The organism is Riemerella columbipharyngis, assembly GCF_900101995.1.
In the GTDB taxonomy this organism is placed as follows: domain Bacteria; phylum Bacteroidota; class Bacteroidia; order Flavobacteriales; family Weeksellaceae; genus Riemerella; species Riemerella columbipharyngis.
Genome location: NZ_FNAS01000016.1, coordinates 50310 through 57703, shown reverse-complemented (window position 1 = coordinate 57703; position 7394 = coordinate 50310). Strand labels below are relative to the sequence as shown.

Below are 7394 nucleotides of genomic sequence, written 5' to 3'. Positions count from 1 at the left end.
ATTGTTCTACAAGGTTACCGAAGTAGTTTTTCAGTTCCAGATAAGAATTATTTTTGTGCATTTTGTTTTATTTTATGGATTTTTTTTGATTCTACAAAAGCATTAAGAAAATCGTACACCAGCGTATTTTGGCATTCTCTTAGGTTCCCCAGAAGCCTCAGTTCATCGGCTGCCATCATCACATCTATCCGAACTTGAATGAAGAATACCATCCGACACTTGGATAAACCTAAGTTCAAATATAAAAAGCAGCAAATGAGACAGAAGCTTTATTTCAATTAAGAAGATTCCTAAAAAAAGAGAGAAAAACAAAAAAATCTTTCTCTTGTAAAGTAAAATATTCAATCTTTATTTTCCAAACAAAAATAACAATGGGTCATTAACTTTAGCACAAAGATACGCATTAAATGCTTATTTGGAAGCTGAGTTTGTCCTCATCAAAAGATTGCAAAACAGTTGCAGACTACATTTTTTTTGCTCATTCATATTGTTCTTGAGAAAGGGACCTTAGTGAATACATTAATAAATGAGTCAGACGATACATTCCGAAATTATTAGAATTTAGTACCATTGATGATGAATATATCAAAAAAGTTCAATATAAAATTAACCGAAGACCAAGGGCAAACATAAACTTTAAAACTCCGAAAGACCTTTTTTATCAATTGTCACATTGGTTGGTTGAATGTGCCATTATGAAATTGGAACATAAAATTGAAACAAACTCTTAAAAATTAGTTATATTTGCATGGCGAACGAGAAACAAAATAACAATGGCACTTATAAAATCTATTTCGGGGATTAGAGGAACCATAGGCGGCAGAGTAGACGATAACCTTACACCGCTGGATGTAGTGAAATTTACTTCAGCATTCGGAACTTGGCTCCAAAATACCAAGAATAAAAAAAATCTGAAAATCGTAATTGGAAGAGATGCTCGTATATCAGGACAGATGATGTCCTCTTTGGTTTCTGCTACGCTTCAGGGACAGGGGATAAATGTCGTGGATTTAGGACTTTCTACGACGCCTACAGTGGAGGTTATGGTACCAGAGCTGGATGCCGATGGGGGAATTATCCTCACAGCATCTCACAATCCTAAACAATGGAATGCTCTGAAACTTCTGAATGATAAAGGAGAATTCATTAGTGCTGAAGATGGTGTGGAAGTTTTGGCATTAGCTCAAAATGAAGATTTTAATTATGCAGAAGTAGATGACTTAGGAGGCTACGAGACCCGTACGGATGCTTTTGATATCCATATCAAGCAAATTTTGGCATTGCCAATGGTAGATTCAGAGACTATTAGAGCTAAGAAATTCAAAGTGGTTTTAGATGCCGTTAATTCTACGGGGGGGATAGTGTTGCCTATTCTTTTGGAACAACTTGGCTGCGCGGTGGTAAAACTCTACTGCGAGCCAAACGGACATTTCCCCCATAATCCGGAACCTCTGAAAGAGCATCTTATGGATATTTGTGCATTGGTGAAAGAGGAAAACGCAGACTTAGGCATCGTGGTAGATCCTGATGTGGATAGGCTGGCACTGATAGACGAAAACGGAGAAATGTTCGGCGAGGAATATACCTTAGTCGCTGTGGCAGATTATCTGCTAAGACATAAGAAGGGAATGGCTGTATCCAATCTCTCTTCAAGCCGTGCATTGAGGGATGTAGCCAAATCATTAGGCTCCGAGTATAAAGCTAGTGCCGTAGGCGAAGTAAATGTGGTTACGCTGATGAAAGCAGAAAACGCAGTAATAGGAGGTGAAGGGAATGGTGGTATTATCTATCCGGACTTGCACTACGGAAGAGATTCTTTAGTGGGAATAGCTTTGTTTTTGAGCCATTTAGCGAAAGAAAATAAAACCGTTTCTGAGCTTAGAGCGACTTACCCTGCATACTTTATGGGCAAAAAGAAAATAGAGCTTACCCCGGATATAGATGTGGACAGCCTTTTGGAGAAAATGAAAGAGGAATATAAAGATGAGGAAATATCAACGATAGACGGTGTGAAAATAGACTTCTCGGTAAACTGGGTACACCTAAGAAAATCCAATACAGAGCCTATTATCCGTATCTATACAGAGGCGAAGTCTCAAGAGGAGGCGGATCGTTTGGCAGATAGAATAATCGCTAAAATAAAATCTTATATCCAGCGATGAGTTTGGTATTGATTTGGTAGTTGGCATTTTATAAAAAGAATATTTATTTGGAAAACTTTTTTAATAACGAGCTTGTAGATAAGTTTGAGCAGATGGTGGAAGACCACGAAAAACTCTATTTTGATTCGGACGAAATGGAGCAGATTGTCATTCATTATCTCGAGATGGGAGATATTTCCTATGCAGAACTTGCTGTAGAGTATGCTATGGAGCTGCATCCCGGTTCTTATGATATCAAAGTAAAATATTTGGAAGTTCTTCTTGAAATGAATAGAAATCTTGAAGCTAAGAAACTCATAGAAGAGCTGAAAGATTATGCTTCGGAATCTTCTGATTTTTTGGTGTGTTGTGCCAAGTTTTATTCCAATCTCGGTAACTCCCAAAAGGCTATAGAATATTGTAAAAAGGCTTTGGAAAATTCCGATGAGGAGAATTTTTTGTATGATTTTATCGCAGATGAATATATCAATATGGATGACCCGCTTAGTGCTCTGAAATATTACAAAAAAGCCTTGCTGGAAGATGATGAAGATGAGTATGCATTAGGGAATATAATGAATTGTTTCAACCGTTTAGGAAAGGCGGAGGACTCTATAGCTTTTCTTAAGAATTATCTTAAAAACCATCCTTTCTCGGAGATAGCCTGGCTGGAATATGGAAAATTCTATATGAGCCGTAAGAATTATGAAGAAGCACTCAACGGCTTTGATTATATTCTTGCCATAAATCCAGATTCTATAAGTGTTAATTCCTATAAAGCGGCTTGCTACGAGGGGCTGAAAGAGTGGGATAATGCAATAGCTGTTTACAAAGCTATGATTCAGAAAGATAGCTTTAATGCTAGTACGCATTATAAAATAGGGATTTGTTATCGGGAAAAGAAAGAGTTTGAAAAAGCACTTAGAGCTTTTCAGAAAGCATTGGTGGAAGATCCTCAGTTTTACTTGGCAATGATAGAAAAGTCTTGTGTATATGAGGAGATGGGGATGATGAAAGAAGCTCTCTACTTTACAGAACAAGCTGTTTCTATGGATCCGGATAATCTTTATTTCAAAAAAAGGCTGGCTCTACTATATGCATTAAACTTTGATTACGAGGAATCTATTCCTTTATTAGAAGATATTGTTTCTCGTGAGCCCAATCAATTCTACAATTGGTATGCTTATGCTGAGATATTGGTGATTCTATCCCAATATCAAAAAGCAAAAGAGGTTCTTACGAAAGCGATAGAGATGTTTAATAGGTCGGAGCTTTATTATCTTTTGGGAGATGTTCACATTTTAACGGATGAAAATCCGAAAGCACAGCAGCTCTTTAGAAAAGCAGCTCTTTTGGATGAAAAAAACGAGAAAGATAAGCTATCGGGGTTTTCGTCTATTGCTCCGAAAGATTTTGATAAGGAGGGCAACTAAGATAAGATGAAATCAGAGAAAATTATCTTAGGGATAGACCCCGGAACTACGATAATGGGGTTTGGGGTTATTTCTGTTATAGGAAATGAGATGAGACTGGTTGCCATTACGGAGCTTATCCTTAAAAAATATTCTGACCACGCTGAAAAATTAAAGTATATTTTTGAGAAAACCTTAGTGTTAATCGACGAATACTATCCAGATGAAGTTGCACTGGAAGCTCCGTTTTATGGTAAAAATGTGCAAAGTATGCTCAAACTTGGCAGAGCCCAAGGTGTCGCTATGGCGGCAAGTCTCTATAGAGATATCCCAATTACGGAATATTCTCCCAAAAAGATAAAAATGGCTATTACGGGAAATGGAAATGCCAGTAAAGAGCAAGTGGCAGGTATGCTGAAAAATCTTTTCAAAATGACGGAATTTCCCACCCGTTATTTAGATGCCTCTGACGGCCTTGCTGTAGCGGTTTGCCATCATTTTAATTCGGGAAAGAGCACCAATGAAAAATCTTACTCTAACTGGGCAAGTTTCATCAAGCAGAACCCCAATAGGATAAAGTAGCCTTTTGGGTTACTCAAAAAGTTCCACAGTGTTTAGTACGGTTACCATTCCATTATTACAGCGTATAGCTTCTCCTGGGAAGTTTTGTATCATATGATAATCGTGGGTAGCCATCACTACGGCAGAGTGATTTTCTTGGGCTACACGCTTTAGCAGGGTCATAATATCATTGGAGGTTTCTGGATCTAAATTTCCGGTAGGCTCGTCTGCCAGTATAAGTTTCGGTTTATTAAGCAAAGCTCTGGCAATGGCGATACGCTGTTGTTCACCTCCGGACAGCTGGTGAGGGTTTTTGTGTTTTTTAGTTTTCATTCCTACGCTTTCCAGCACTTCGTCTATTCTTTGTTCTATCTTGTGTTTGTCTTTCCAGCCGGTAGCTCTCAATACGAAGTGTAAGTTTTTTTCAACAGATCTATCTGTAAGCAACTGAAAATCCTGAAATACGATGCCTAAGTTTCTTCTAAGGTTTGGAATATCCGAAGTCCTAAGTTTAGAAAGATCGTATCCTGCGACCATTCCAGAACCACTTTTTAGAGGAAGATGTCCATACAATGTTTTTAGCAGGGAACTTTTACCAGACCCTGTTTTACCAATTAAGTAGCAAAATCTTCCTTTTTTAATATTGAGATTTACATGATCTAAAACAGTAAAATTTTTCTGAACTATCTTGGCATTCTTTAGGATAATGATATCGCTTCCGCTTTCGTTTGTATGTAGCATACTAAAAAAGAGTTTAATTTTATACCCTCCAAAATTAAGGAATTCTTTCGGAAAGTAGGTGAAATTTATTAAAATTTAACAGCTGGTTATAAAAAATGCTTGGACGATATATCCAAGCATTTTTATTACTATAAAAGATTTTGGTTTAAATCTTATCTTTTAGCACGAGAAACACTCACAGTTAGTCTTTTTCTGCCTTTTGCTCTTCTGGCTGCCAAAACTCTTCTACCATTAGGAGTAGACATTCTTTCGCGGAAGCCGTGCTTATTTCTTTTCTTTCTTTCTGATGGTTGGAATGTTCTTTTCATTGCGTTTATATTATATAATCCGTAATTGTTACTTTTTCAGATCGCAAAGATATACAAATTTATCTCATCTGCAAAAATATAATCAAAAAGTTTTTGAAATATTTTTTACCTCCTATAATTTCTTTTATAAGAACAGTGTTATAGATGAAGTTTTTTAGTTAATTCTTTTTGATAGCTACAGAGGAATTACGAAATATTACCCATAGGGAGCTGGATAAGAAAAGTAGTGCCTATACCTTCTTCGGAGGTTACGCTTATTTCCCCTTTGTATTCCTCTATAAGTTTTTTTACCATTGTAAGCCCGAGCCCCATACCACTGTTTTTAGAAGTAAAATTTGGCTCGAAGATTCTATTGATGCGGTTTTCGGGTATCCCTATACCATTGTCTTCTACTCGTATGTTTACTTTGTGATGGATTTGTTCCAGAGAAACCTTTATAGAGAGTTTCCTATTGTCATCTTTTGCTTGGATGGCGTTTTTTAGCAGATTGTTCATTATTCTTGTAAAATAAGATTTATCCATATTTATTATGATGTTTCCCTTATTGCTGTGGAGGGATATCTCTTTTTGGTCATTCCAAAGTCTTATGATGTCCTTGGTCTCTTGGTGGATATTTAATTTTTGGTCTTTTTTTTCTGGTAATTTGGTGTATTCGGAAAATGCCGTAGCTACGCTTGATATTGCATCTATTTGATCAACGAGGGAAGTGGTAAGTTGTTTTACTTTTGTCTCTATATTGGGATCTTTTACATCAAATTTTCTTTCAAAATTTTGTACAAGCAAACGCATCGGAGTGAGAGGATTTTTTACTTCGTGGGCAACTTGCTTTGCCATCTCTTTCCACGCTTCATTTTTCTCTCGGTAGGAGATTTGTTCCTTTTGGTCCTCTATTTGGGTAATCATACTATTGTAGGCGTTAATGAGTGTCCCCAGTTCATTGTCTTTATAATACTTAATGTGCTTAAAGTCTTTGTTAGTGATATCAGTCTCTTTAATGGTTTTAGCTATATCATTAAGTCTTCTGGTTAAGCCATTGGCGATAATACGGCTGGAAATGAAACATATGATAATAATGCATAATATGCCTACCAAAATTTCACGCTCATATTGATAGAATGTTTCCCAATAAATATTTTTTCCGATAGAGCTGTCGTAGTGTACAATGGCAATAGGCTCAAAAACATTGTTCCTGAGCAGAATGAAAGAACAGATATATTTTCTTTTAGATACTGGATCGGTAGATTTTATGTTGATGTCTGTTTTCTCTAGATTCTTCAAATTATAAGGAGGGATTCTTTTTTTTTCGTTCCCTTTTTTTTCTTGATTAGAAAAAAGATACTGCCCTTGCAGGCTATAGACTTCGATGTTTTGATTATTGATATCTGCAATCTCCTTTATTTTGTTTTCAAGTTTGGCTTTGATGTTGTCTTGGGTAAGGTTTTCTTTGCTTACGGCGTAATTTAGGGCTGTGGTAATGGCCTTGGTTTTATTCCGGATTTTTTGCTGGTTTTCTATGCCATTGCTTCTTGTGAAAACCACATAAGAAATAGCCATAGAAGCAACGATGCAGACTATGGAGACCGAAAAGATACAAAAAAAAAGTTTATCCCTAATGTTCATCTTAATGTCTTTTTTTCTATTTTTTCATAAGCCGTGCTATATACTTTCCGATAATATCAAACTCTAAATTTACCTTCTGGTTTACTTTCAGATATTTCATATTGGTGTGTTCCCAAGTGTAAGGAATAATAGCGATGGAGAAGCAGTTGTCTTGGCTCTCTGCTACCGTAAGGCTTATGCCGTTTACGGTAATGGATCCTTGTGGTACGGTAACGAAATTTGAGTCATAGGAGATGGTGATTTTGTGGCTACCTCCGAGATTCTCTATTTTTTTCACAATCCCTGTGCCGTCAATATGCCCTTGTACGATATGTCCGTCTAATCTTTCATTAAGTACCATACAACGCTCCAAATTCACACGGTCTCCCGTTTTCCAATTTCCGAGTGCTGTTTTCTCTAAGGTTTCTCGGATAGCCGTTACGCGGTATTCATCGTTTTTTATGTCCACTACGGTAAGGCAGCATCCGTCGTGGGCAAGACTTTGGTCTATCTTTAATTTTCTTGTAAAAGGGCAGCTTAGCGTGAAATGGATATTTCCTTCTACCGCTTCAATATTCCTAATGATTCCTGTACTTTCTACTATTCCTGTAAACATAACTAATAAATTCCTA

Annotated in this window: 8 protein-coding genes; 3 read left to right on the top strand and 5 right to left on the bottom strand. The window is 36.8% G+C overall.

Features of this window, described 5'->3' with window-relative positions; all coding sequences use genetic code 11:
* Positions 1 to 47: 47 nt before the first annotated feature.
* Positions 48 to 212 carry a hypothetical protein gene (locus tag BLS89_RS10715; protein WP_176763278.1) on the bottom strand — a complete coding sequence of 55 codons (165 nt, stop codon included), beginning with the start codon at positions 210 to 212 and terminating at the stop codon, positions 48 to 50.
* A gap of 561 nt (positions 213 to 773) precedes the next feature.
* On the opposite strand from BLS89_RS10715, the gene glmM reads away from it, so the two are divergent.
* Genes glmM through ruvC form a run of 3 tightly spaced genes read left to right on the top strand, consistent with a single transcriptional unit; the run spans position 774 to position 4135 of the window.
* Entirely contained in the window at positions 774 to 2162 is a 1389-nt protein-coding gene (gene glmM / locus BLS89_RS08570; RefSeq protein ID WP_092737502.1) for a phosphoglucosamine mutase, read from the top strand.
* A gap of 47 nt (positions 2163 to 2209) precedes the next feature.
* Positions 2210 to 3574: a tetratricopeptide repeat protein gene (locus BLS89_RS08565; RefSeq protein WP_245688955.1), complete on the top strand. Its 1365-nt coding sequence runs from the start codon at positions 2210 to 2212 to the stop codon at positions 3572 to 3574.
* 6 nt (positions 3575 to 3580) lie between these two features.
* Positions 3581 to 4135, top strand: a complete 555-nt coding sequence (ruvC, locus tag BLS89_RS08560) for a crossover junction endodeoxyribonuclease RuvC (protein WP_092737500.1) — start codon at positions 3581 to 3583, stop codon at positions 4133 to 4135.
* A 9-nt stretch (positions 4136 to 4144) separates the two neighbouring features.
* Here ruvC and BLS89_RS08555 read toward each other — a convergent pair whose 3' ends face one another.
* The 4 genes from BLS89_RS08555 to BLS89_RS08540 form a co-directional block, all read right to left on the bottom strand.
* Positions 4145 to 4855: a cell division ATP-binding protein FtsE gene (locus BLS89_RS08555; protein ID WP_092737498.1), complete on the bottom strand. Its 711-nt coding sequence runs from the start codon at positions 4853 to 4855 to the stop codon at positions 4145 to 4147.
* Between the two features lie 152 nt (positions 4856 to 5007).
* Positions 5008 to 5163: a 50S ribosomal protein L34 gene (rpmH, locus tag BLS89_RS08550; RefSeq protein WP_004917131.1), complete on the bottom strand. Its 156-nt coding sequence runs from the start codon at positions 5161 to 5163 to the stop codon at positions 5008 to 5010.
* Between the two features lie 186 nt (positions 5164 to 5349).
* On the bottom strand, positions 5350 to 6783 hold the full coding sequence (locus tag BLS89_RS08545) for a sensor histidine kinase (protein WP_245688954.1): 1434 nt from the start codon (positions 6781 to 6783) through the stop codon (positions 5350 to 5352).
* 16 nt (positions 6784 to 6799) lie between these two features.
* Complete coding sequence (locus tag BLS89_RS08540) at positions 6800 to 7378, bottom strand: riboflavin synthase (RefSeq protein ID WP_092737496.1); 579 nt, start codon at positions 7376 to 7378, stop codon at positions 6800 to 6802.
* Between the last annotated feature and the right edge of the window lie 16 nt (positions 7379 to 7394).